Below are 22,689 nucleotides of genomic sequence, written 5' to 3'. Positions count from 1 at the left end.
CTCGTGTGCGTGGCGGCCGTGGCATCCGTACCACCGGTACCGGTACCCGCGTTGTCCTGGACACGGTCGGGCAGGCAGGATGACGGGCATGACGCACGCGATGCTGAAGGGCTCGAACGTTCCCCTCGACGCCACGGCCGTACGGGCCGTGCTGCGCTGGACCCCGGGCACCGGGATCCCCGATGTGGACGCCTCGGCCCTGCTGCTCGGCGGCGACGGGCGCGTGCGCTCCGACGAGGACTTCGTCTTCTACAACCAGCCGCGTCACCCCTCGGGTCTGGTCAGGCGGCTGCCGAAGAAGCGGATCGCCGAGCACCTGACCGACACGGTCGAGGCGGATCTGGCGGCGCTGGATCCGACCGTCGACCAGGTGGTACTCGCCGCCTCCTCGGACGGTGACACCTTCCAGCATGTCCGAGACCTGCGGATACTGCTCTACGACGCTGCGACGAGCGGCGGTGAGCCGCTGGCCGTCTTCGATGTGAAGCCGGAGACCGGCGAGGAGACCGCGATCATCTGCGGTGAGCTGTACCGGCGCGGCGAGGGCTGGAAGTTCCGCGCCGTCGGCCAGGGCTATCCGACGGGTCTTGTGGGGCTCGCCACCGCCTTCGGCATCTCGGTGGACGAGGCGGAGGCGGCGGCAGAGCCGCCCGCTCAGCCCGAGCCCCAGGCCGCACACCCGCCCGCCCCGGCACAGCCGCCCGCCCCCGGTTACGGGTACCCCGAGGCGGACGCCACCCGGCCCGCGTACGGCTATCCGCACGGCGCCCCGGCGCAGCCGGGGACCGCTCCGGTCCAGCACGGTTACGGCTACGGATACCCGCAGCCGGCCGCGGCGGCGTACGCGCCCGACCCGAACTTCCAGCTGCCCCCGATGGGGCCGCAGTTCCTGCGCCGGTGACGGAGGCCGCGCGGCCCCGGGCGGGGGCACCTCAGACACGGCTCTTGTAGCCGCGGCCCCACTGCAGGCCCCACCCGTACAGCCGGTCCAGCTCGGCCTGGAAGCCGTACACGAACTTCACCTCGCGGCGCACGACCAGCTCGCCCTTGATGTTGTCCACGGAGAAGACCGCGCAGGAGCGGGCCTGCGGGGCGCGCTCGTCGAGCTCGATCTCGACCCGCGGGCCGTTGCTCGGATAGAGCGTGACATGCGCATGCGTGCGGTCGAAGGCGGGCGTCTGGTCGTAGATGTAGACGAAGAACAGCAGCCGCTTGATCGACTCACGGTGGTCGAGATTGACGAAGATCGTCTCGCCGGAGGGGGCGCCGAACCGGTCGTCACCGCTGAGCCGGACGTAAGGCGCTTCGTTCAGGCTGCCGAAGAAGCTGCCCAGCGGCTGTACGACGCCCTTGCTGCCGTCCGTCATCTCGTACAGACAGCCGAGGTCGAGGTCGACATTGACCACACCCTGGGTGTGGGCCTGGACCACATCGGGCTGGAAGAGCTTCAACGGGTGGCGCAGCAGCCTGCCGCTCTGGCGCGACCGCCCCTCGATGTCGGAGCTGCGCATCCGCCAGGAGAGATTGACGCGCAGGTTTCCGCTCGCCGCGCCCTGCTTGGTGAGCGAGACGGTCGGGCGCCGCTTGGTGAGCTCGATGGAGTTGCTCGCCGCGCTGCCCGAGTCGAACTGCGCCGCCCTCCCCCGCCACAGGTTGTCCCAGAAGGCCATGCCCCACCCCTATTGGTCCGTCGGTCCCCGCGCACAAGCAGCGGGGCGGCCCCGAGGCTCAGGAACCTCGCGACCGCCCCGTTCAGAGCGTTCCTCACCCGGGAGGGTGTCACACCCCGGACGACACTCCGGCTTCGTCGTCCGAGGTCTCAGCTTTTCCCTCGGCTGCCGCCAGAGCCTTGTTGCGCCGCACCGAGGACCAGAAGGACCAGGCAATCAGGGCGACGCCGATGAGGCCGGTGACGACCTCGGGGATTTCGTACTGGATGGTGATCAGCAGGATGACCGCGAGCGCACCGATCGCGTAGTGCGCGCCGTGCTCGAGGTAGACGTAGTCGTCGAGGGTGCCCTGGCGGACCAGGTAGACCGTGAGCGACCGGACGTACATGGCGCCGATACCGAGGCCGAGCGCGATGACGACCGGGTCGTTGCTGACGGCGAAGGCACCGATGACGCCGTCGAAGGAGAACGACGCGTCCAGGACTTCCAGGTACATGAACATGAAGAACGCGGCCTTGCCGACGAGCTTGACGGCGGAGACGGGCTTTCCGGCCTTCCTGGCCTCCTCCTCGGCCTCGTGCTCGCGCTCTTCCTCTTCCTCGAGCTTGTCCTCGAAGTAACCGGACAGTCCGCCGACGATCATGTAGGTGATCAGACCCGCGACACCGGAGAGCAGCACGGTCGCCGACTTGTCGGTGTGCACGCCGCCGTACTGGTGGGCGTGGACGGCGAAGGTCATCGAGGTGACCAGCAGGACGATCAGCGCGATGCAGGCGGACAGCATGTCGACCTTGCCGAGCTTGGCCAGCGGCCGCTCCAGCCAGCCGAGCCACTTGATGTCACGGTCCTCGAAGATGAAGTCGAGGAAGATCATCAGCAGGAAGATGCCACCGAAGGACGCGATGGCCGGGTGGGCGTCGGTGACGAGCTGCTCGTACTTCTCGTGGTCGTTCAGTGCGAGGTCGATCGCCTCGATCGGCCCCAGCGACGCGGTGATCGAGACGATCACGACGGGGAACACGAGGCGCATGCCGAAGACGGCGATCAGGATGCCGATGGTGAGGAAGATCTTCTGCCAGAACTCACTCATCTTCTTCAGCACGCCGGCGTTGACCACCGCGTTGTCGAAGGAGAGCGAGATCTCCAGGACGGACAGGATCGCGACGAGCCCGAAGGCCGTCCACCCCCCGTAGAACACCGCAGCGACCAGGCCGAGCGCAGTGACTGCGAACGACCAGCCGAAGGTTTTCAGTACCACTGGCTACCCAATCGTTGTGTACGGGTCTCCCGCCGGAGCGGGCCTCCCCCGAGCCGCACGCGGCTCGCGCTGCAATCTCCCGGAGCGCCTCCGGTCCCCAGCAGAACCTCTGGGGACCGACCCCCGACTTTGCAGTGCGCCGCACATGGCTTTACGAAACATTGACCCCGAAGTCTAGAGCGATGCCCCTCAGCCCCGACGCGTACCCCTGCCCCACGGCTCGGAACTTCCATTCGCCCCCGTAGCGGTACAGCTCGCCGAAGATCATCGCGGTCTCCGTCGAGGCGTCCTCGCTCAGGTCGTAGCGGGCCAGTTCCTGGCCGTCGGCCTGGTTCACCACGCGGATGAAGGCGTTGCTGACCTGGCCGAAGGTCTGGCCGCGGTTGTCGGCGTCATGGATCGAGACCGGAAAAATGATCTTGTCGCAGTGCGCCGGCACGGCGGGGAGGTCCACGATCAGCGACTCGTCGTCGCCGTCGCCTTCACCGGTGAGATTGTCGCCGGTGTGGGTGACCGATCCGTCCGGGCTCGTCAGCTGGTTGTAGAAGACGAACCAGTCGTCGCCGAGGACGCGCCCGTCCTGGCAGAGCAGCGCGCTGGCGTCGAGATCGAAGGGCGCCCCTGTGGTGGAGCGTGCGTCCCAGCCCAGTCCGATGAGGACCTGGCTGAGATTCGGTGCGGCCTTGGAGAGGGAGACATTGCCTCCCTTGGCGAGCGTGACGCCCATGACGGTGGTCCTCCCCGAAGTGGTGTTACGGACAAGCAGGCGCGTCCGGCGCCGCACACGGGAGTGCGGCGCCGGACACTGTCGTACGGTCGGCGTACGGTCAATTCCGCGGTGCGAAGGCGGATCAGACGTTGACGCCGAAGTCCTGCGCGATGCCGCGCAGACCCGAGGCGTAACCCTGGCCGATGGCACGGAACTTCCACTCCGCCCCGTTGCGGTACAGCTCGCCGAAGACCATCGCGGTCTCGGTCGAGGCGTCCTCGCTCAGGTCGTAGCGGGCGAGCTCGTTGTTGTCGGCCTGGTTCACCACGCGGATGAACGCGTTGCGCACCTGGCCGAAGGACTGCTGACGGCTCTCGGCCTCGTAGATGGAGACCGGGAAGACGATCTTGTCAACGTCGGCCGGGACGCCGGCCAGGTTGACCTTGATCTGCTCGTCGTCGCCCTCGCCCTCGCCCGTCAGGTTGTCGCCGGTGTGCTCGACGGAGCCGTCGGGGCTCTTGAGGTTGTTGAAGAAGACGAAGTTGCCGTCGGTGGCGACCTTGCCCTCGGCGTTGGTCAGCAGGGCGCTGGCGTCGAGGTCGAAGTCGGTGCCGGTGGTGGTCCGGACGTCCCAGCCCAGGCCCACGGTGACGGCGGTCAGGCCGGGCGCGGCCTTGGTCAGCGAGACGTTGCCGCCCTTGCTGAGGCTGACTCCCACGAGTCCCTCCATTGGTTTTCAGGGGCAGCGCCCCCGTAGTGCGTTGGCAATCGGATCAACGAATGGATCCTAGTGACCGGTTCCCGGTCAAAACAGGTGTTGCGCGGTGGTTGCCCGATGGATCAGGGCGGTTGCCCGGTGGATCAGAGGGTGTCGAGCGCCTTGACGTACTCGTTCAGGTCGCGGGCGTCCGGCAGAGCGTTGACGACGGTCCAGCGGACCACGCCTTCCTTGTCGATGATGAAGGTGCCGCGCACCGCGCAGCCCTTCTCCTCGTCGAAGACGCCGTAGGCGCGCGAGATCTCGCCGTGCGGCCAGAAGTCCGAGAGCAGCGGGTACTCCAGACCCTCCTGCTCGGCGAAGACCCGCAGGGTGTGGATCGAGTCGTTGGAGACGGCGAGCAGTTGCGTGTCGTCGTTGACGAACGCCGGCAGCTCGTCGCGCAGCGCGCACAGCTCGCCCGTGCACACTCCGGTGAAGGCGAACGGGTAGAAGAGCAGCACCACGTTCTTCTCGCCGCGGAACTCGGAGAGCGCCACGGTGCGGCCGTGGTTGTCCTTCAGCTCGAACTCCGGGGCCTTCGCCCCGACCTCGATCGCCATGGAAAACGCCATCCCTTCGGTAAGCCGATCCGGTGAAGGACCAGCCTACGCAGAAGGCGCCCGCCGGAGCGCAGAAGGCCCCCGCCGGTCTCCTTTGCCGGCGAGGGCCTCGGTTCTGCTGCTGCGGCTCAGCGCTTCGACTTCGCCGCCTTGGGAGTCACCAGCCTGCTGCCGGACCAGTCCTTGCCGGCGTTGATGCTCTTGGTCTGGGAGAGTCCCGCGGTCTGGGCGGCCTCGTTGATGTCACTGGGCTCGACATAGCCGTCACGGCCTGTCTTCGGAGTCATCAGCCAGACGGCTCCGCCCTCTTCGATCAGACCGATGGCGTCCACCAGTGCGTCCGTGAGATCGCCGTCCTCGTCCCGGAACCACAGCACGACGACGTCTGCGACGTCGTCGTAGTCCTCGTCGACGAGTTCCTGGCCGGTCACGGCCTCGATGCCTTCACGGAGCTCCTGCTCGACGTCGTCGTCGTAGCCGATCTCCTGGACCACCTGTCCGGGCTCGAACCCCAGCCTTGACGCCGGGTTGGTCCGCTCCTCCGCGTGGTCCGCGGTCGCGCTCACGGCTTGCCTCCTGATCGTTTTCGGAAAAATGCTGCGGCCGCGCGCGTACGCGCGGCGTTGGCCGTAGTCCACACGGGCGGGGCGGATCGCGCAAGTACCCGGCCGTTCAGACCGCCGAAACGGTGACGTTTGCTGCCGTCTCGGCGCATCTCCAGGCGAGCACGAGGGCTCCGTCGCGTGAGGGATGGGACCTTTCAGCCATCTTTGCGCCATTCCTACCCGTCGGGCCACCGATCGGAACCGAACGGCCGAACGAAACACTTGCGCGCGTTGGGCGTAAGGTTGCGATTTGGCCCTCTCCGGTCACGGGCTTCGGACCGGATGCCAGGAAGATCCGGGGTTACCCCTCGGTAGAGATGACGTACGCCTTCCCGCGGTACACGATGGAGGCGGTGCGACACAGCGCAGACATCCCAGTGGCAGATCCACCGAACAGCGAAGGAACAGCGTGGCTTCCGGATCCGATCGCAACCCGATCATCATTGGCGGCCTTCCCAGCCAGGTCCCGGACTTCGATCCAGAAGAGACCAAGGAGTGGCTGGACTCCCTCGACGCCGCCGTCGACGAGCGGGGTCGCGAGCGCGCCCGCTATCTGATGCTCCGCCTGATCGAGCGGGCGCGCGAGAAGCGTGTCGCCGTGCCCGAGATGCGCAGCACGGACTACGTCAACACCATCGCCACCAAGGACGAGCCGTTCTTCCCCGGCAACGAGGAGATCGAGCGCCGGATCCTCAACGCGACCCGCTGGAACGCCGCGGTGATGGTCTCCCGCGCGCAGCGCCCCGGCATCGGTGTCGGCGGCCACATCGCCACCTTCGCCTCCTCCGCATCGCTCTACGACGTGGGCTTCAACCACTTCTTCCGCGGCAAGGACGAGGGCGACGGCGGCGACCAGATCTTCTTCCAGGGCCACGCCTCGCCCGGAATCTACGCACGCGCGTTCCTGCTGGACCGGCTGAACGAGACCCAGCTCGACGCGTTCCGCCAGGAGAAGTCCAAGTACCCCAACGGCCTGTCCAGCTATCCGCACCCGCGGCTGATGCCGGACTTCTGGGAGTTCCCGACCGTCTCCATGGGTCTTGGCCCGCTCGGCGCGATCTACCAGGCACGGATGAACCGCTACATGGAGGCGCGCGGCATTGCCGACACCTCCAAGTCGCATGTCTGGGCGTTCCTCGGCGACGGCGAGATGGACGAGCCCGAGTCGCTCGGCCAGCTGTCCATCGCCGCCCGTGAGGGCCTGGACAACCTGACCTTTGTCGTCAACTGCAACCTGCAGCGCCTCGACGGCCCGGTACGCGGCAACGGCAAGATCATCCAGGAGCTGGAGTCGCAGTTCCGCGGCGCCGGCTGGAATGTCATCAAGCTTGTCTGGGACCGCTCCTGGGACCCGCTGCTGGCGCAGGACCGTGACGGCATCCTGGTCAACAAGCTGAACATCACGCCGGACGGGCAGTTCCAGACGTACGCCACCGAGACCGGTGCGTACATCCGCGAGCACTTCTTCGGCGACGACCACCGGCTGCGCGCCATGGTCGAGAACATGACCGACGACCGGATCCTGCACCTGGGCCGCGGCGGCCACGACCACAGGAAGATCTTCGCGGCCTACTCGGCCGCCCGCGAGCACAAGGGCCAGCCGACCGTGATCCTCGCCCAGACGGTCAAGGGCTGGACCCTGGGGCCGAACTTCGAGGGCCGCAACGCCACGCACCAGATGAAGAAGCTCACGGTCGACGACCTGAAGGGCTTCCGCGACCGGCTGCACCTGCCGATCACCGACAAGCAGCTCGAGGACGGTCTCCCGCCGTACTACCACCCGGGCCGCGACTCGGAGGAGATCCAGTACATGCACGACCGCCGCAAGGGCCTGGGCGGTTACGTCCCGACCCGTGTCGTGCGGTCCCAGCCGCTCGTGCTGCCGGACGACAAGACGTACGCGGCCGTGAAGAAGGGCTCGGGTCAGCAGTCGATCGCCACCACCATGGCGTTCGTCCGCCTGCTCAAGGATCTGATGCGGGACAAGGAGATCGGCAGGCGTTTCGTGCTGATCGCGCCGGACGAGTACCGCACCTTCGGCATGGACTCGTTCTTCCCGAGCGCGAAGATCTACAACCCGCTCGGTCAGCAGTACGAGGCCGTGGACCGCGAGCTGCTGCTCGCCTACAAGGAGTCGCCGACCGGCCAGATGCTGCACGACGGCATCTCCGAGGCAGGCTGCACCGCCTCGCTGATCGCCGCCGGTTCGGCGTACGCCACGCACGGCGAGCCGCTGATCCCGGTCTATGTCTTCTACTCGATGTTCGGCTTCCAGCGCACCGGCGACCAGTTCTGGCAGATGGCCGACCAGCTCTCGCGCGGCTTCGTGCTCGGTGCCACCGCGGGCCGTACGACGCTGACCGGTGAGGGTCTGCAGCACGCGGACGGCCACTCGCAGCTGCTGGCCTCGACCAACCCCGGCTGTGTCGCCTACGACCCGGCGTTCGGCTACGAGATCGCGCACATCGTCAAGGACGGTCTGCGCCGGATGTACGGAGGGGACGCCGAGCACCCGCACGGCGAGGACGTCTTCTACTACCTGACCGTCTACAACGAGCCGATCCAGCACCCGGCCGAGCCGGCCGACGTGGACGTCGAGGGCATCCTCAAGGGCATCCACCGCTACAGGGCGGGCGAGTCCGGCACGATCCCCGCGCAGATCCTGGCGTCCGGCGTGGCAGTGCCATGGGCGGTGGAGGCCCAGCGGATCCTTGCCGCCGAGTGGAACGTCCGGGCGGACGTCTGGTCGGCGACCTCCTGGAACGAGCTGCGCCGCGAGGCCGTCGAGGTGGAGAAGCACAACCTGCTGCACCCCGAGGAGGAGCAGCGCGTCCCGTACGTCACGCAGAAGCTGTCCGCCTCCGAAGGCCCGTTCGTCGCGGTCTCGGACTGGATGCGCTCGGTCCCGGACCAGATCTCCCGCTGGGTGCCGGGCACGTACCAGTCGCTGGGCGCGGACGGCTTCGGCTTCGCGGACACCCGCGGCGCGGCCCGGCGCTACTTCCACATCGACGCCGAGTCGATCGTGCTGGCGGTGCTCACGGAGCTGGCGCGTGAGGGCAAGGTGGACCGCAGCGTGCTGAAGCAGGCGGTGGACCGCTACCAGCTGCTCGATGTGGCCGCGGCGGACCCGGGCGCGGCCGGCGGCGACGCGTAACCCGCCTGCGGCGGGCGCCACCGAGGGCGGCGGGACCGGGCCACCGGACCGCCGCCCTCGGCGCGCCGCTGGGGTGAGGGGCCGCCCCCTTACGATGCCGGGCATGAAGGAACGAACCGCGCAGATGCGCTGGGAAGCGCGCACCCAGGGACCGCTGCTGTGGCTGGCCGGCGCGTTCGGCCTCGCGTACTCGGTACCGATCGTCACCCCGGACGCCGGCCGCTGGGTGCACACGCTGTGCACGGGCGTCGAGTGGGCGGTGTGGGGCGCGTTCGCCTTCGACTACCTCGTCCGCCTTGCCCTGGCGCCCGGCAAGCGGCTGTTCGTGCGCAGCCATCCGCTGGATCTGCTGGCGGTCCTGCTGCCGCTGGTGCAGCCGCTGCGGCTGCTGCGGGTGGTGGCCACGCTGCTGCTCGTCGGGCGGCGGGCCCGGATGGCCCCGCAGATCACGCTGACGACCTATGTCGGCGGCGCGGTGGTGGGGCTGATGATGTTCGGATCGCTGGCGGTGCTCCGTGTGGAGCGGGACGCGCCGGGCGGGAACATCAAGACACTCGGCGATGCGGTCTGGTGGTCGTTCACCACCATGACGACGGTCGGCTACGGCGACCATGCGCCGACGACCGGGCTCGGGCGGGTGCTCGCCGTAGGGCTGATGCTGTCGGGGATCGCGCTGCTCGGTGTGGTGACGGCGAACATCGCCGCGTGGTTCATCGCGCGCTTCGAGCGGGACGACGCCGAGGAGCGCCGGCAGACGGCGCTCCTCGAGGCCCTGACCACGGAGGTCAAGGCGCTGCGGGCGGAGGTGGCGACGCTCTCCGCGACCGCGGCGACCGCCGGTGCGGCGGACCCGGCGGCCGGGACGGGCGCTGTGCCCGCCCCGGCCGGTGCGTCCGACGACACGGCTGTCCGTGGCTGACGATCACCACATTCCACTGCCGGGGGCGGTGACCCCCGCCAGCCAGACCACGGCCAGGACGGTGTCGATCGCACCCAGAACCAGAGCGGCCAGGGCCGGCACGGGCTGGGCGCCGTTCCAGCGGCGTCCCATGCCGAGCCAGCCGCAGGCGATCGCGATCGGGCCGAGGACGATCCCCAGCACGAAGAATCCCGCGATCGCACAGATCAGCCCGATGATTCCGAGTGCCGCGCGATCCGGCCCGCTCCGGGACCAGTTGAAGCCGCGTGAGCGGGGGTGCCTGCGCGTGGTGTTTCCGAAGCCCGCCATCATCACTCCCTGGGGTCGTCGAATCAGGGCTCGGACTTTCGGGTACCCCGCCTCAGCGCTCCCAGACCTTGAACGCCCTGATCTGGTACGGGGCTTGCGGCACCCAGGTCCCGCCGCCCGGATAGGTCTCGAACTCCCCGGTCTCCGCGCACTCCTGGGACTGGTAGGCGGTCACCGGCCGCCCGAGGCGGTTGGCCAGCGCCTGGGCGGTGGTGCCGGCCGGGAGCGCGATGCAGGAGTCGATGTCGAGGCCGGACAGTTCATGCACCTGCCGGGCACCCCTGAAGTCCGGTTTCGCCCACAGGCAGAGCTGACCGGCCGCGCAGGCACCGAGCCGGGGCGGCGCCGCGGAGGCGGCGGGCGAGGAGGCGGCTGGCGAGGCGGCGGCTGGCGAGGCGGCGGCGAACGCGAGCAGGGCGGTGGCGGCCAGGGCGGCCGCGAGGACGGTCGTACGCATACGGATCAACCCCCGTGTGGTTACGGATCACTTGGCCGCACCCTGACCTGTGGTGACGCGGGTACGGAAGGGGGCCGGGCGTGGATCACCCTGATAGGCGACAGCCCCGCCGGGCGGACCCGGCGGGGCTGTCGTATGCACGAGGTTGACGTCAGATGTGGGCCGCGCCCGCACCCTCATCCGCGTTCGCGCCGCGCTTGGTGAGCAGCGCGACCAGGACCGCGACGGCGGCGACGCCCGCCGCGACCAGGCACGCGAGGCCCATGCCGGAGATGAAGGTGTCGTGCGCGACCGAGGTGATCTTCTCGACGAGCGCCGGCGGCGTGCCGGGCGCCACCGGTGGCACACCCACCTGAACGGCTTCCGCCGCCTGGTCCATCTGCTCCGGGGTGAGCTGCGGGAGGCCGGCGTCGGCCCAGTTGCCCGCGAGGTCGTTGTCGACCTTGGAGGCCATGACGGCGCCGAGCACCGCCGTACCGAGGCTGCCGCCGATCTGCATGGCGGCCTGCTGGAGGCCGCCCGCGACGCCGGAGAGCTCCATCGGGGCGTTGCCGACGATGACTTCGGTCGCGCCGACCATGACCGGTGCGAGGCCGAGGCCGAGGAGGGCGAACCAGACGGACATGGTCAGGCTGCCGGTGTCGGCGGTCAGGGTCGACATGCCGTACATCGCTACCGCCGTGAGCAGCATGCCGCCGGCCAGCGGAATCCGCGGGCCCGCCTTGGTGATCAGCGCGCCCGCGAGCGGGGAGCCGACGATCATCATGCCGGTCAGCGGCAGCAGGTGCTTACCGGCTTCCACGGGGCTCTGGCCGTGCACGTTCTGCAGGTAGAAGGTGACGAAGAACAGGCCGCCCATGAAGGCGATGGCCATCAGCACCATCAGGACCGTGCCCGCCGACAGCGGCACGGACCGGAACAGCTGCAGCGGGACGAGAGGCTCATCGACCTTGGTCTCCCACAGGGCGAACAGACCGAAGCAGACGAGGGAAGCCGCGACGAAGCCCCACGTCGAGCCCGCGCCCCAGCCCCAGGCCGGCGCCTTGATGAGCGCCCAGACCAGGCAGAACATCGCGGCGGACAGCAGCAGGATGCCGAGGACGTCGAAGGACTTCGGCGCGTTCTCGGCGCGGTGGTCCTTGAGGATCAGCACCCCCAGGACCAGCGCGATGACGCCGACCGGGATGTTGATGAAGAAGACCGACTGCCAGCTCACGTGCTCGACGAGCAGGCCGCCGAGGATCGGGCCGCCGGCCGTGGAGGCGCCGATGACCATGCCCCAGATGCCGATCGCCATGTTCAGCTTCTCGGCGGGGAAGGTGGCGCGCAGCAGGCCGAGCGCGGCGGGCATCAGCAGCGCGCCGAACAGACCCTGCAGCACACGGAAGGTCACGACCAGGGCGATGCTGTCGGACAGCCCGATGGCACCCGAGGCCGCGGCGAATCCGACGACACCGATGAGGAAGGTCTGGCGGTGGCCGAAGCGGTCACCGAGCTTGCCCGCCGTGATCAGCGTCACGGCGAGGGCGAGGAAGTATCCGTTGGTGATCCACTGCACATCGGCGAAGGTGGCGCCGAGGTCCTTCGCGATGACGGGGTTGGCGATCGCGACGATCGTGCCGTCCAGCGCGACCATCATCACGCCGATGGCCACGGCGAACAGCGTGAGCCAGGGGTGGCCGCGCAGCCCCTTGGCCGTTGCCGGCATGGGGTCCTGAGGGTCCCTCGGCGCCTTCTCGACAGCGGTCTGACTAGTCATACGGGGGACAATATGTCAGCGACTGACAGTTGACAAACCGATTCACCCACCGGTAACTGACACATGGCCCAGAGATAGGCTGAGACGTTTCAAAGCATCAGAAAGAGGACGGTGACGTGACGGTCGAGCCGACCGGACTGCGCGCCCGCAAGAAGCAGCGCACCCGTGACGCGCTCCTGCGTGCGGCGCTCGAGCTGTTCACCACCCAGGGGTACGAGGAGACCACCGTCGACGAGATCGCCGACGTGGTCGAGGTCTCCCAGCGCACCTTCTTCCGCTACTTCGCCACCAAGGAGGAGGCGGCCTTCGCCGTCCAGGACCTTGCGGAGTCGCACTTCATCGCGGCGCTGCGCGAACGGCCCGCCGCAGAAGGTCCGTTCGAGGCGATGCGCGGCGCGGTACTCGGCTCCTGGGACACCATCGGCGAGGCGATCGAGGAGATCGTTCCGGTCGATCTGTACATGCGCAGTTACCGGATGATCGAGTCGACGCCGGCGCTGCTGGCCACCCATCTGCGCCGTTCCGCCGAGGTGGAGGAGACCATCGCCCAACTCATCGCCGCGCGTGAGGGACTCGATGTGGACACGGACCCGCGCCCGCGTGTCGCCGTCGCCGCGTTCAGCGGTGTGATGCGGGTGACCGGGCGGCTGTGGGGGCAGGGGGAGGACGTCGGCATGGAGTCGATCCGGGCGCTCACGGCGGACTACCTCGACCACCTCGGGGCAGCACTGGCCCAGAACTGGCGTACGACAGCGGCGAGATAAGCACCGGATAAGGCCAGCTGCCCGGAACCACCCGTTCCGCGCCGGAGCGTACGCCTCGGGCACACGGAACGTGACTCGCTTCCCCGTCATTACGTTCCCCTCACGTGATCTGTCTCACGCTGTCGGCGAGCCCCCGCGCGCGTCTCCTAGGGTGTCCCGCAGTGACTTCCTTCGACTCCTCCCCCACATCGACCGTGTGCCGCGCCCTGCTCGCCCTCGCGGTGGTTTTCGTGATGCTGGCGATGACCGGCTGGACCGCCGTCCGGCACCCCGGCAGCCCGCGCGACACCTTCGCGGCCGAGCAGGCGGGATGGAACAGGGCCACGGTCAGCGGGCGCGACGTGCCTGACGCCGATGCCCGGCCGGACGAACTGGCGGCGTTCTTCGCCTCGATCGGCGCGGCCGACAGCGCCTCGCTCGCCGACAGGTTCCCCCATGTCGTGGGCAACCTCAGCGGTGTACCGGTGACCCTGCGCTACCGCGCCAACCGCAAGGCGCTGGCGGGTTCGCTCGCGGCCGAGCGCAAGCGCGTCGACGACCCCAACCTCACGGCGGCAGGCCACCGCGAGGCGGTCCGCCGGATGGACCGGTTCCACGTGCTGATGAGCAAGGACCGGCAGATCCTCGCCTTCGACCCGGCCGGCCCCGGCCGGGTGGCCGAGGTCCTGGGCGACCTCGACCAGGCGCAGCGCGTCTCGGTGATCGTGCCCGGCGTCGACACCAATCTGCTCACCTTCCAGCGCACCGCCCGCAAGTACTCCGCGCCGGTCGGCATGGCCCAGTCGCTGTACGCGGCACAGCGGGCCGCCGCCCCCCAGGTGCCCACGGCCGTGATCGCCTGGGCCGACTACACCTCGCCCGTGGGGGTCGGCATGGAGTCGGCGATAGGACGGCTCGCCGAGAACGGCGCGGTGCGGCTGACCGCCCTCACCGAGGCGCTGCCCGGCGACTCCACGGTGTCGCTGTTCTGCCACAGCTACGGCTCCGTGGTGTGCGGCGTGGCCGCCCGCGGTCTGCCGGACCGTGTCGAGGACATCGCGGTGGCGGGCAGCCCCGGGATGCGCGCCGAGAACGTCGCCGGGCTGGGTACCGGCGCCAGGGTGTGGGCCATGCGCGACGGCGACGACTGGATCCAGGACGTGCCGCACATGGAGGTCGGCGGGCTCGGGCACGGCGAGGACCCGGTGACGCCGGAGTTCGGCGCGCGGGTGCTGTCCTCGGCCGGTGCCGTCGGCCACACCGGCTACTTCGAGCCGGGTACCGAAAGCGTCGACAACTTCGCCGAGATAGGCGTCGGTTGGTACGCGGGCGTGAGCTGCGCGGGTGGCGATGACGGATGCCGTCACGGTATTTCCGGCATGAGCACGGACGGACGCGCGTAGAGCACGGTGCATCGGGCTGATGACCGAGGGGCGACGGACAGGCGTCGTCCGCATACGATGAGGCACATGGGTGATGTGCTGGCGGGTTTTCAAGCCACCTGGGAGTTCGAGACCGACTCCGTGCTCATCCGCTTCGAACGGGGGATCCGCACGCCGAAGCTCTGGGCCGCGCTGCGAGAACGGCGCATCCCGCACGAGGCGTTGGCAGCGGTGACGCTCTCCCCGGGCAAGCGGGGCACGGTCGTCCTGCATGCGGTGCCGAGACCGGGCGCCGACCCGCTGATGGAGGCGGCGGCCGGGCAGTTGAAGGAAGGCTGCGACCCGTACCGGCTGGTGCTGCCGGCGGACCGCGAGGTGCTTGCCGAGTACTACGCGGACGAGCTGCGGGCCCGGCTCGGGCCGGACGCGGACCGGGCCGCCGAGCAGTACCTGGTGGCCGCGCCCGAGGCCCCGCTGGGGTTCAAGGCGTACGACGGCAAAGCCTCCTTCGACGGCAAGCACGTCGCGTTCCGCTGGTTCTGGACGGGCGCGTCGTCCGCCAAGTGGAAGGCGGGCGACCAGAGTTTCCCCCTGTCCGAGCTGAGCGGGGTGGAGTGGCGCTCGCCCGAGGTCTTCGACGGCTATCTGCGGCTGCTGCGCCGCACGGCGGACTCCGGCGGCGCTCAGCCCGCGCAGGCGGACCAGGACCCGGCCGCGGTGGTGTTCGGTCTCGGGTACGGCCCGGTCCACGAGTCGCTGCCGTTCGCTGCGGCGGTCCTGGAGTCGGTACGCAACACGAGCCCGGCCCCGGCCCTGACCCCGCGCGCCGCCCGCCGCGACCCGGCCGACATCGCCGAGCGGATACGGCACCTGGGGGATCTGCACCTGGCGGGCCTGGTGACGGACGAGGAGTTCAGCCGGAAGAAGGCGGAGCTGCTGGCGGAGCTGTAACGGGGGTCTCGGGCGTGGCCGGGTCCGTGGGCGTGATGCCCCGGGGCTCGGGTGACCCGCCCGGGCCGCCCCGGCCTCCTGGACGCCGACCCGCGCGGCCGGTCACCGTTCTCGGCCTCGGCCCGGTCCGGCAGAGCGACAACGCCGCCGCCCGCACCCGCGCAGCGGAACTCCTCACCCAGGATGAGCAGTTCGGCCTGCCCGAGAGGGCCCGCCCCGGTCGCGCGACACCGCGGGCGCCGGCGGGGCTACTCGCGGGCGGCCGACGTGGAGGACATGTCCGGGTAGCGGTCGCCGGCGACCTGGCCGGCGATCGGCTCCAGCGCGGCCAGCTCGTCCTCGCTCAGCGTCAGCCGGGTCGCGCCGGCATTCTCCAGCAGACGGCTCGCCCTGCGGGTGCCGGGGATCGGGACCACGGCGAGCGAGTGCACCTGGGCCCGCTGCTGCACCCAGGCCAGGGCGACCTGGCCGGCGGTCGCCCCGTGCGCCGCCGCGATCTTGTGGACGGGCTCCAGCAGGGCCGCGTTCGTCCTCGCGTTCTCGCCGGTGAAGCGCGGCTGGTACTGGCGGAAGTCCTCCTGCGGCAGGTCCTTGGCGGCGTCGGTGAACGCCCCGGTGAGGAAGCCCCGGCCGAGCGGCGAGTACGGCACGAAGGCGACGCCGAGCTCGGCCGCGGCGCCGACCGCGCTGCGCTCCACGTCCCGGCTGAACAGCGACCACTCCGACTGCAACGCGGCAATCGGGTGCACGGCGTGCGCCTCGCGCAGCTCGGCGCCGGTCACCTCGCTCAGCCCGAGATGCCTGACCTTGCCCTGCCGCACCAGCTCGCCCATCGCGCCGACGGAATCGGCGAGCGGTACGGCCGGGTCGCGGCGGTGCATGTAGTACAGGTCGATGACATCGGTCCTCAGACGACGCAGGCTGTCCTCGACGGCCCGGCGGATGTAGGCCGGGTCGTTGCGGATGCCCCGGTAGTGCGGATCGTCGGTCCGCTCGATGGCGAACTTGGTGGCCAGCGTGATCTCGTCACGGTGCGCGCCCACGAACGGCGCGAGGAACTCCTCGTTGGCGCCCCGCCCGTAGGCGTCGGCCGTGTCGAAGAGCGTGACGCCCTCGGCGAGCGCCACTTCCAGCGTCTGCCGGGCCGCGGCCTCGTCGGTGGCCCCGTAGAACTCGCTCATGCCCATGCATCCCAGGCCCTGGACACCGACGAGCGGACCACCGGTCCCGAGGCGTACCTGTGCGATCTTGCTGTTGGTCATCGGGGTCAGACCCTCTCCGACGCCCTTCGGGCGTCCGCGTAGTACTCGATCTTGTGGTCCAGTACGGCCAGGGTGTCCTGGAGCTCCGCGATCCGCTCGACGACATCGCGCCGGGTGCTCTGCAGCAGCTCCTGGCGGGCCTCGAAGGTGTGCTCGCCCTCCCGGACCAGCTCGGCGTACGTGACCATGTCGGCGACGGGCATCCCGGTCAGACGCAGCTTGCCGACGAAGGTGAGCCAGTCCAGGTCGCGGTTGGTGAAGCGCCGCTGCCCGGTGTGCGACCGGTCCACATGCGGCATCAGCCCGATCCGCTCGTACCAGCGCAGGGTGTGCGCGGTGAGCCCGGTGAAGGCGACGACCTCGCTGATGGTGTAGCGGTCCTGACCGTCGGGGCGCGGATGCGCGCGGGGAACGGCCTTGCAGAGATCCGTCCGTGCCGGGGTGCTCTCGATCACCGTCATGGCCTCCACGCTAGAACCTTCGAGTGCACTCCAAGCAAGGGGAAACATGTGGCCGCTTCCCCGCTTCGCGAATTAGCCTCCCGGATCATGAGTCTCGCCCGCCGCGCCACGCCTGAGGACGCCGAAGAACTGGTCCGCCTCCGCAAGGTCATGCAGGACTCCTGCCATGGCCCGAACCCCGATGTCAGCTGGCAGCCGGCCGCGGTGGCGACGCTGCGTACCCGCCTCTCCGACCCGGCGGGCACGCTGACGGCCTACGTGGTCGAACGCCCCGGCCCCGGCGGTGGCCTCGCGGCCTGCGCGGTCGGCACGATCGAGTACCGCCTCGGCGGCCCCGGCAACCCCGAGGGCACGAGCGGCTATGTGTTCAGCGTCGCCACGGACGAGGACATGCGCCGCCGCGGCTGCTCACTCGCCTGCATGGAGGGCCTGCTGGGCTGGTTCCGGGAGCGCGGCGTGCGCAGGATCGACCTGCGCGCCTCCTCGGAGGGCGAGCCGCTGTACACGTCCCTGGGCTTCGTCCGAACACCGACCCGGCGATGCGGCTGTCGCTGTGACGGGGAAAGCGCACTCCACTGTTCGCGGCGTCGCTGAACGGGCCGGTGAGGCCAGTCGGGTCCACCCGCCGTCCCGTGCGCCGCGGGCGAAGAATTAGGCTCGTACGCATGCAGAGCCTGGCGATGATCGAGAACTGGCCCGTGCCGACCGCGGCCGCCGCCGTCGTACGAGCGGACGGCACGGTCGCCGGATCGTACGGCCCGACGGGCCGGCGTTTCCCGCTGGCCTCCGTCACCAAGCCGCTCGCGGCGTACGCGGCGCTGGTGGCCTACGAGGAGGGGGCGATCGAGCTCGACGAGCCGGCCGGGCCCGAGGGGGCCACGGTGCGGCATCTGCTCGCGCACACCTCCGGGCTCGCCTTCGACGAGCACCGGGTCATGGCCGCGCCCGGCACGCGCCGGCTCTATTCGAACGCGGGCTTCGAGGTGCTCGGGGACCATATCGCCAAGGCGACCGAGATCCCGTTCGCGGACTATCTCCACCAGGCGGTGCTGGAGCCGCTCGGTATGACGGGGACGACGCTCGACGGCTCCCCGGCGAAGGGCGGTGTGTCCACCGTCGACGATCTGGTGCGCTTCGCCGCGGAGGTCCAGGCACCGCGGCTGCTCGACGCCCGCACGGTGCTCGACGCCATGTCGGTCGTGCACCCGGGACTGTCGGGGATCCTGCCGGGATACGGGCACCAGAAGCCCAACGACTGGGGTCTCGGCTTCGAGATCCGCGACTCCAAGTCGCCGCACTGGACCGGCGCCTCCTCCTCGCCGCGCACCTTCGGTCACTTCGGCCAGTCCGGCACGTTCCTGTGGATCGACCCGGATGCCCGGGCGGCGTGCGTGGCGCTCACGGACCGGGCCTTCGGGCCGTGGGCGATCGAGGCCTGGCCGCAGTTCACCGACGCGGTGCTCGCCGACCTCAAGAACGGGTAGTCGCGCACCTGCCTGCAGCAGGACTCTCAGCGGGTGGGTGACGGTTCAGCTCCTGCCGGCATTGCTCATTGCCCTCTGCGGAGGTCGTCGATCTGCTTCTCGAAGGCCTTCGTCTCCGCGATCAGGTGGTCGCGTGCGTTCTCCTGCGTCTTGTCACCCTGGTCCTTGAATGCCTCGGCGAAATGCGGCTGGAGCTGGGTCCACCAGCCGTAGTCCAGCATCGCCCAGGCCTGCGGACACAGCGGGGCGCGGGTCTTCGGCAGGTAACCCGCACCGACCAGGGAGCCGTAGTACCTCTTCGGGTCGCTCCCCTCGAGGTAGCAGAGAAAGGTGAAGACCCGTTGCTGGGTGACGGGGTGATCGCTCGAGAACCCCTCCAGCGTCAGCTTGCCCTCCTCGCGGGCGAGCTCGTCGAAAAGGATTGCCGTTGCCAGCGACGGACCCGGTCCGACCTCGTTGACGGTGTAGAACGACGCGAACCCGTCGGCGGCGACCTCCTCGAGACCGGGATTCGCAAGCAGGAGCTGACGCTGCAGAGCATGGCCCATCTCGTGGCCCAGGATGAACTGGGTCGACAGCGTGGTCAGGTCGTCGGCGTTGAACTGGGCCTCGGGCAATACGGCGGGACGCTTGACGGTCTTGACCACGTCACTGAGGACCCCTTCGATCTGGGTCAGGAACGCCGGGGGCACGAAGATCGTCCTGCCGTCGGGCTGGGTGACCGCATCCGTAACCCCTGGTGGGACCTTGTCGGTGACTTTCACGACCATGTCGTGCGGGAGGGCGACCGACTTGTTCACCCAGTCGGCGACCTGCTCGAGGACGCCGGACTTCCGGATCACCGTCACGGCATGCCGGTCCTTCGGCTTGACCGTGTTGTCCTCGTAGACGACCGTGACCTTGCCGCTCACGCCGGCCGTGTTGCCGTCGCCGCCGCACGAGACGACCGCCACGCCGGCGACGAGCAGCGCCCCCACGAAAGCAGTCCTCGACCTGGCCGAGTACGCACCACCGCTCACCACCCTGGTCAGCTCCTTTCCTTGGTCAGGGCGTTGGGGCGGGCGGTTGCACTCGCGTGGCCGCCGGAGCCACTTCCCGATGCCGGAGGCAGGACCCGAACCTGACACGCGGATTATGATCGACGGACCTCATGTCCGCAATCGTCCATTTGTGGCGATTCTTGCCCGTCAGTCAGGGCCGGCCGCGATCTCGCACCGGGGTGAAGCGCCCCGGAGCTCCCGGGGCACCGTTCGGTCCGCCGGAGCAGCGATTCCCCGGTTGCCCGGATCGGAGATCGAACCCGGGGGCATTCACCCTGCCGGTGCAGCGCGATGGCCATCCGTTCCCGGTGGGCGCGGCTAGCTCGGCCGTGCGGTCGGTCGCGGCTGGACGCCGAGGTCGATGTCGGCGTCGCAGTTGGCCTGTTCCAGCGGGCCGTCCGTGCCTCGGAGGTGGACCGGCGTGAGCCCCTCGGGGTCCTCGCTGAACGCGATCGTGCAGACCAGCTGGCGCATCGCGGTGTCGTCGAGGCGGCCGAGCGCGATCGGCAGGGTGACCTCGACCCCGCTCCGGTCGGACGGCGCTGCGCGCAGCGTGGCGCCGGGGGGCAGTTCGGGCAGACCGGTGGTGAGTCCGGCCGCGCGGTCCCGCTCGGCCGGACCCGCGAACAGCACCGAGAGCGTCTCGCCGGTCGACGCCCCCGGGCTCTGCGGATCCTCGAACTCCCCTTCCAGGGAACGGATCACGGGCAACAGCTCCCCGTCCGGAGAGCGGAAGAAGAGCACCATCCCGGTCGAGCTCTGGGGAAAGACCTGGATGGTGGCGGGACCGCCCGCCTCGACGACATCGGTCTCCTGGATACCGCAGCCGGTGAGCACCAGCGCGGCCGCGAGCAGCGCGGCGGCACCGCGCAGTCGTCTCATGGCGTGGCCTCCGTCGCCGCCGTGAGAGGTATCTCGACGGTGAAGACCGCGCCCCCGCCTCCGGGCGCGTTCGCGGCCCGGACCGTGCCGCCGTGCAGCCGTACGTTCTCCTGCGTGATCGCGAGTCCCAGTCCGCTGCCCGCCGAGCGGGTACGGGCGGCATCGGCCTTGAAGAAGCGGTCGAAGATGTGCGGCAGCACATCGTGCCGGATGCCGGGTCCGCTGTCCTCGACCTCGGTGACCAGCACGGCCGCACCGTCCGCGCCCGTCTCGGTGCGCAGCCGTACGGCGACAGGTGCGCCGCCGTGCTTGAGCGCGTTCCCGACGAGATTGGCGACCACGAGGTCGAAGCGGCGCGGGTCGAGACGCGCGCGGATGCCGTGGGGCAGCTCGGTGCGGATCCGGTCGTCGGTCCAGTGCCGGTTCTGCAGGGTCTTGCGGATCGCCTCGGCGGCGTCGACCTCGTCGGTGTTGAGCTCGGCCGCACGGGCGTCGAAGCGGGAGATCTCCATCAGATCCTCGACCAGCACGGCGAGCTTCCCGGTCTCGGCACTGATCAGCCGGACGGCCCTCGCGGTGTCGGGGTCGAGCCGGTCCGCGTCCTCGTCGAGGACCTCGGTGACGGCGAGCATCCCGGCGAGCGGAGTGCGCAGTTCGTGCGAGACGTCCGAGGCGAAACGGCGGGCGCGGGCCTCGGCCTGCCTCAGTTCGTCGACGGAGTGTTCGAGCGCGGCCGCGGACTCGTTGAACGTGCTGGCCAGATCGGCCAGTTCGTCCCTTCCCCGGACCTGGATCCGGGTGTCGAGACGGCCGCTGCCCATGTTGCCCGCGGCCTTGCGCAGTTCGCGGACGGGTCGCAGCACGCTGCGCGAGGCGAGCAGTGCGGGGACCAGCGCCACCGCCAGGGCAGGCAGCGCGCCGTCCCTGGCCGCGGTGACCAAGGCCTCGACATTGGCCTGCTCGTCGGTCATCGGCATCACGGCGAACAGGGTCAGACCGCTGTGCAGAACGCCGTTGGGGCCGACCTTGAAGACGGCGGGCATGCCGATGGTCAGATACGGGACACCGTCCTTGACGACCCGTTCGAAACTTCCGTGCGGACTCGTGAGTGCGGTGCGGCGCAGCTCCGGGGTGATCACGCCCGAGGTGGGTCTGGTCCCGGAGGAGATCCGCAGCGAGCCGTACTCGGCGAAGACGATCCACGGGTGGGGCTTGCCCTTGCGGGCCATGTCGCGCAGCTCGTCCTGCAGTCCGCGACGGTCCAGCGGCAGTTCGACACCGAGCAGCTGGACCCGGTCGCGGAATGACGTGACCGCCGTGTCCTGGGCCGTGACCAGCACCGCGTTACGCGCCTCGCGGTAGGTGAGCGTGGCGGTCGTCGCGGCGCTGACCGCCGCGACCAGCAGGAAGGCGAGCACGAGGCGGGCACGCAGGCCGAACGCGAGGACACGGCGCGCCGAGCGGGCGCTCGCGCTGCCGTCGCGCGTCGGGCCTGTGTGTGTGCGGCTCGCGGGCGCATGGTCTGCGCCGGCCGAGTCCGCCCCCGGGACGTCTCCGCCGGCAACGTCCGCGCCCGGGGCGGCCGTGTCGCGCATGCTCGCGGTCATACCGCGGCGGAGCCTCACAGCGGTCCGAAGCGGTAGCCGAAGCCCCGCAGCGTCTGGATGTAGCGGGGACTGCCGGGCGTGTCCTCGATCTTGTTCCGCAGCCTCCGTACACAGGCGTCGACGAGCCGCGCGTCGGCGTGGTAGCTGTGCTCCCACACATGTTCGAGCAGCTGCTGCCGGCTGAACACCTGCTCGGGGGCGGAGCAGAGATGCAGCAGCAGCTTCAGCTCGGAGGGCGCGAGCGCGAGGCGCTGCCCGGACTTGGCGACGGTGAGCCCGGCGCGGTCGATGGCGAGCTCGCCGTGGAACTCGACGGAGGGTCTGCCGCCTCCGGTGTCCTCGATCCGCCGCAGCACGGCCCGGATACGGGCCTCGATCACCTCGGTCCGGGCGGGTTTGACGATGTAGTCGTCGGCACCGGCCTCGAGCCCGACGACGACGTCGAAGTCGTCGCCGCGGGCGGTGAGCATGATGATCGGCAGCTGGCTGGTCTCCCGGACCTTCCGGCAGACCTGGACGCCGTTCATACCGGGCAGCATCAGATCCAGCAGGAGCAGATCGGGCCGGAACTCACCGAGCGCGGCGAGCCCGGCCTCACCCGTGGCGGCCGTCCGTATGTCGTGACCGCGGCGGCGCAGGCCGAGTTCGACCCCCTCCCGTACGGAGGGGTCGTCTTCTATGAGCAGGACGCGAGGCATGTATGGAGTATCCCCA

The 22,689-nt window shown here is 69.8% G+C and carries 23 protein-coding genes; 8 read left to right on the top strand and 15 right to left on the bottom strand.

Annotated features, from left to right (window positions below):
* Positions 1 to 79: 79 nt before the first annotated feature.
* Entirely contained in the window at positions 80 to 901 is an 822-nt protein-coding gene (locus OHS70_RS25815; protein ID WP_328401002.1) for a TerD family protein, read from the top strand.
* Positions 902 to 932: 31 nt separating this feature from the next.
* Here the strand turns inward: OHS70_RS25815 and OHS70_RS25810 are convergent, their stop codons facing one another.
* The 6 genes from OHS70_RS25810 to OHS70_RS25785 form a co-directional block, all read right to left on the bottom strand.
* A complete protein-coding gene (locus OHS70_RS25810) occupies positions 933 to 1,670 on the bottom strand; it encodes a TerD family protein (RefSeq protein ID WP_328401000.1) in 738 nt (245 codons plus the stop codon).
* 109 nt (positions 1,671 to 1,779) lie between these two features.
* Positions 1,780 to 2,928 (bottom strand): DUF475 domain-containing protein, encoded by a 1,149-nt coding sequence (locus OHS70_RS25805; RefSeq protein ID WP_328400998.1) that lies wholly within the window; start codon positions 2,926 to 2,928, stop codon positions 1,780 to 1,782.
* Positions 2,929 to 3,079: 151 nt separating this feature from the next.
* Positions 3,080 to 3,655 (bottom strand): TerD family protein, encoded by a 576-nt coding sequence (locus OHS70_RS25800; RefSeq protein ID WP_328400996.1) that lies wholly within the window; start codon positions 3,653 to 3,655, stop codon positions 3,080 to 3,082.
* Positions 3,656 to 3,779: 124 nt separating this feature from the next.
* Complete coding sequence (locus OHS70_RS25795; RefSeq protein ID WP_328400994.1) at positions 3,780 to 4,355, bottom strand: TerD family protein; 576 nt, start codon at positions 4,353 to 4,355, stop codon at positions 3,780 to 3,782.
* Positions 4,356 to 4,498: 143 nt separating this feature from the next.
* Positions 4,499 to 4,957, bottom strand: a complete 459-nt coding sequence (locus OHS70_RS25790) for a peroxiredoxin (RefSeq protein ID WP_328400992.1) — start codon at positions 4,955 to 4,957, stop codon at positions 4,499 to 4,501.
* Positions 4,958 to 5,085: 128 nt separating this feature from the next.
* A complete protein-coding gene (locus OHS70_RS25785) occupies positions 5,086 to 5,523 on the bottom strand; it encodes a DUF3052 domain-containing protein (RefSeq protein WP_328400990.1) in 438 nt (145 codons plus the stop codon).
* Positions 5,524 to 5,971: 448 nt separating this feature from the next.
* Between OHS70_RS25785 and aceE the strand changes: the two genes are divergently transcribed.
* Both aceE and OHS70_RS25775 read left to right on the top strand, forming a co-directional pair.
* Positions 5,972 to 8,719 (top strand): pyruvate dehydrogenase (acetyl-transferring), homodimeric type, encoded by a 2,748-nt coding sequence (aceE, locus tag OHS70_RS25780; protein WP_328400988.1) that lies wholly within the window; start codon positions 5,972 to 5,974, stop codon positions 8,717 to 8,719.
* A 103-nt stretch (positions 8,720 to 8,822) separates the two neighbouring features.
* Positions 8,823 to 9,638, top strand: coding sequence for a potassium channel family protein (locus OHS70_RS25775; protein ID WP_443062655.1), 816 nt, complete (start codon positions 8,823 to 8,825; stop codon positions 9,636 to 9,638).
* Positions 9,639 to 9,641: 3 nt separating this feature from the next.
* Here OHS70_RS25775 and OHS70_RS25770 read toward each other — a convergent pair whose 3' ends face one another.
* The 3 genes from OHS70_RS25770 to OHS70_RS25760 all read right to left on the bottom strand — a co-directional run bounded on the left by OHS70_RS25770 (position 9,642) and on the right by OHS70_RS25760 (position 12,163).
* Positions 9,642 to 9,950, bottom strand: a complete 309-nt coding sequence (locus OHS70_RS25770; RefSeq protein WP_328400984.1) for a small hydrophobic protein — start codon at positions 9,948 to 9,950, stop codon at positions 9,642 to 9,644.
* A 49-nt stretch (positions 9,951 to 9,999) separates the two neighbouring features.
* Positions 10,000 to 10,404: a peptidase inhibitor family I36 protein gene (locus tag OHS70_RS25765; RefSeq protein WP_328400982.1), complete on the bottom strand. Its 405-nt coding sequence runs from the start codon at positions 10,402 to 10,404 to the stop codon at positions 10,000 to 10,002.
* Between the two features lie 151 nt (positions 10,405 to 10,555).
* The gene (locus OHS70_RS25760) at positions 10,556 to 12,163 is read right to left on the bottom strand and encodes an MFS transporter (protein WP_328400980.1); all 1,608 of its coding nucleotides are present in this window, start codon (positions 12,161 to 12,163) and stop codon (positions 10,556 to 10,558) included.
* 116 nt (positions 12,164 to 12,279) lie between these two features.
* Here OHS70_RS25760 and OHS70_RS25755 point away from each other — a divergent pair, with 116 nt between their 5' ends.
* The 3 genes from OHS70_RS25755 (at position 12,280) to OHS70_RS25745 (ending at position 15,239) form a co-directional block, all read left to right on the top strand.
* Entirely contained in the window at positions 12,280 to 12,927 is a 648-nt protein-coding gene (locus OHS70_RS25755; RefSeq protein ID WP_328400978.1) for a TetR family transcriptional regulator, read from the top strand.
* 161 nt (positions 12,928 to 13,088) lie between these two features.
* Positions 13,089 to 14,309: an alpha/beta hydrolase gene (locus tag OHS70_RS25750; RefSeq protein ID WP_328400976.1), complete on the top strand. Its 1,221-nt coding sequence runs from the start codon at positions 13,089 to 13,091 to the stop codon at positions 14,307 to 14,309.
* A gap of 66 nt (positions 14,310 to 14,375) precedes the next feature.
* A complete protein-coding gene (locus OHS70_RS25745; RefSeq protein WP_328400974.1) occupies positions 14,376 to 15,239 on the top strand; it encodes a DUF4429 domain-containing protein in 864 nt (287 codons plus the stop codon).
* 248 nt (positions 15,240 to 15,487) lie between these two features.
* Here the strand turns inward: OHS70_RS25745 and OHS70_RS25740 are convergent, their stop codons facing one another.
* Both OHS70_RS25740 and OHS70_RS25735 read right to left on the bottom strand, forming a co-directional pair.
* Positions 15,488 to 16,501 (bottom strand): aldo/keto reductase, encoded by a 1,014-nt coding sequence (locus OHS70_RS25740; RefSeq protein ID WP_328400972.1) that lies wholly within the window; start codon positions 16,499 to 16,501, stop codon positions 15,488 to 15,490.
* 5 nt (positions 16,502 to 16,506) lie between these two features.
* Entirely contained in the window at positions 16,507 to 16,962 is a 456-nt protein-coding gene (locus tag OHS70_RS25735) for a MerR family transcriptional regulator (RefSeq protein ID WP_328400970.1), read from the bottom strand.
* Positions 16,963 to 17,049: 87 nt separating this feature from the next.
* Here OHS70_RS25735 and OHS70_RS25730 point away from each other — a divergent pair, with 87 nt between their 5' ends.
* A complete protein-coding gene (locus OHS70_RS25730; RefSeq protein WP_328400968.1) occupies positions 17,050 to 17,556 on the top strand; it encodes a GNAT family N-acetyltransferase in 507 nt (168 codons plus the stop codon).
* A 71-nt stretch (positions 17,557 to 17,627) separates the two neighbouring features.
* Complete coding sequence (locus OHS70_RS25725; RefSeq protein ID WP_328400966.1) at positions 17,628 to 18,446, top strand: serine hydrolase domain-containing protein; 819 nt, start codon at positions 17,628 to 17,630, stop codon at positions 18,444 to 18,446.
* Between the two features lie 65 nt (positions 18,447 to 18,511).
* Here OHS70_RS25725 and OHS70_RS25720 read toward each other — a convergent pair whose 3' ends face one another.
* The 4 genes from OHS70_RS25720 to OHS70_RS25705 all read right to left on the bottom strand — a co-directional run bounded on the left by OHS70_RS25720 (position 18,512) and on the right by OHS70_RS25705 (position 22,673).
* The gene (locus tag OHS70_RS25720) at positions 18,512 to 19,465 is read right to left on the bottom strand and encodes a DUF4344 domain-containing metallopeptidase (protein WP_328400964.1); all 954 of its coding nucleotides are present in this window, start codon (positions 19,463 to 19,465) and stop codon (positions 18,512 to 18,514) included.
* A 339-nt stretch (positions 19,466 to 19,804) separates the two neighbouring features.
* Entirely contained in the window at positions 19,805 to 20,368 is a 564-nt protein-coding gene (locus OHS70_RS25715; protein ID WP_328400962.1) for a hypothetical protein, read from the bottom strand.
* Complete coding sequence (locus OHS70_RS25710) at positions 20,365 to 21,963, bottom strand: HAMP domain-containing sensor histidine kinase (RefSeq protein WP_328400960.1); 1,599 nt, start codon at positions 21,961 to 21,963, stop codon at positions 20,365 to 20,367. The genes OHS70_RS25715 and OHS70_RS25710 overlap by 4 nt, the downstream gene beginning before the upstream one ends.
* 26 nt (positions 21,964 to 21,989) lie before the next feature.
* Positions 21,990 to 22,673: a response regulator transcription factor gene (locus tag OHS70_RS25705; protein ID WP_328400958.1), complete on the bottom strand. Its 684-nt coding sequence runs from the start codon at positions 22,671 to 22,673 to the stop codon at positions 21,990 to 21,992.
* Between the last annotated feature and the right edge of the window lie 16 nt (positions 22,674 to 22,689).

This window comes from Streptomyces sp. NBC_00390 (assembly GCF_036057275.1).
Lineage (GTDB): Bacteria > Actinomycetota > Actinomycetes > Streptomycetales > Streptomycetaceae > Streptomyces.
Note: the sequence above shows the minus strand (reverse complement) of the source record. Positions and strands in the feature narration are given on the sequence as shown.

Excerpts from the sequence above, each read along its gene's own strand:
- OHS70_RS25815 (WP_328401002.1), top strand. The coding sequence starts at position 80 with ATGACGGGCATGACGCACGCGATGCTGAAGGGCTCGAACGTTCCCCTC.
- OHS70_RS25810 (WP_328401000.1), bottom strand. The coding sequence starts at position 1,670 with ATGGCCTTCTGGGACAACCTGTGGCGGGGGAGGGCGGCGCAGTTCGAC.
- OHS70_RS25800 (WP_328400996.1), bottom strand. The coding sequence starts at position 3,655 with ATGGGCGTCACGCTCGCCAAGGGAGGCAATGTCTCCCTCTCCAAGGCC.
- OHS70_RS25790 (WP_328400992.1), bottom strand. The coding sequence starts at position 4,957 with ATGGCGATCGAGGTCGGGGCGAAGGCCCCGGAGTTCGAGCTGAAGGAC.
- OHS70_RS25775 (WP_443062655.1), top strand. The coding sequence starts at position 8,823 with ATGAAGGAACGAACCGCGCAGATGCGCTGGGAAGCGCGCACCCAGGGA.
- OHS70_RS25770 (WP_328400984.1), bottom strand. The coding sequence starts at position 9,950 with ATGATGGCGGGCTTCGGAAACACCACGCGCAGGCACCCCCGCTCACGC.
- OHS70_RS25765 (WP_328400982.1), bottom strand. The coding sequence starts at position 10,404 with ATGCGTACGACCGTCCTCGCGGCCGCCCTGGCCGCCACCGCCCTGCTC.
- OHS70_RS25760 (WP_328400980.1), bottom strand. The coding sequence starts at position 12,163 with ATGACTAGTCAGACCGCTGTCGAGAAGGCGCCGAGGGACCCTCAGGAC.
- OHS70_RS25745 (WP_328400974.1), top strand. The coding sequence starts at position 14,376 with ATGGGTGATGTGCTGGCGGGTTTTCAAGCCACCTGGGAGTTCGAGACC.
- OHS70_RS25740 (WP_328400972.1), bottom strand. The coding sequence starts at position 16,501 with ATGACCAACAGCAAGATCGCACAGGTACGCCTCGGGACCGGTGGTCCG.
- OHS70_RS25735 (WP_328400970.1), bottom strand. The coding sequence starts at position 16,962 with ATGACGGTGATCGAGAGCACCCCGGCACGGACGGATCTCTGCAAGGCC.
- OHS70_RS25730 (WP_328400968.1), top strand. The coding sequence starts at position 17,050 with ATGAGTCTCGCCCGCCGCGCCACGCCTGAGGACGCCGAAGAACTGGTC.
- OHS70_RS25725 (WP_328400966.1), top strand. The coding sequence starts at position 17,628 with ATGCAGAGCCTGGCGATGATCGAGAACTGGCCCGTGCCGACCGCGGCC.
- OHS70_RS25715 (WP_328400962.1), bottom strand. The coding sequence starts at position 20,368 with ATGAGACGACTGCGCGGTGCCGCCGCGCTGCTCGCGGCCGCGCTGGTG.
- OHS70_RS25710 (WP_328400960.1), bottom strand. The coding sequence starts at position 21,963 with ATGCGCGACACGGCCGCCCCGGGCGCGGACGTTGCCGGCGGAGACGTC.
- OHS70_RS25705 (WP_328400958.1), bottom strand. The coding sequence starts at position 22,673 with ATGCCTCGCGTCCTGCTCATAGAAGACGACCCCTCCGTACGGGAGGGG.